This window comes from Acidiphilium sp. JA12-A1, assembly GCF_000724705.2.
GTDB lineage: Bacteria > Pseudomonadota > Alphaproteobacteria > Acetobacterales > Acetobacteraceae > Acidiphilium > Acidiphilium multivorum.
Window position 1 is genome coordinate 1 of sequence record NZ_JFHO01000178.1, and the last position, 323, is coordinate 323.

At 78.3% G+C, this 323-nt stretch carries 1 protein-coding gene; it reads left to right on the forward strand.

The features are described from left to right. Positions 1 to 323, forward strand: a 323-nt coding sequence (locus RT91_RS19035) for an HPr family phosphocarrier protein (RefSeq protein ID WP_051788385.1), incomplete at both ends; no start/stop codon positions are given.

Below are 323 nucleotides of genomic sequence, written 5' to 3' on the forward strand. Positions count from 1 at the left end.
GCGCTGGCCGGGCTCGCGCCGAAACAGGATGCGCTCGGCACCCAAGAACACGCCGCGCCGCCGTCGCCAGCCGCCACGCTCACCCGCGCGGTCACGCTGGCCGATCCGAACGGCCTGCATCTCCGCCCCGCCGCGCGCTGTGTCGAGGCCGCCGCCCGGTTCGACGCCACGCTGCGCCTCCGCCACAACGGCCGCGTCGCCCCGCTCGACAGCCCGACCGCGCTGATGGCGCTCGGCGCGAAGGGCGGTGCCGCGGTGACGATCGAGGCCTCCGGCCCCGAGGCCGAACCCGCCGCCGCCGCCCTCGCCGCCATCCTCGCCGA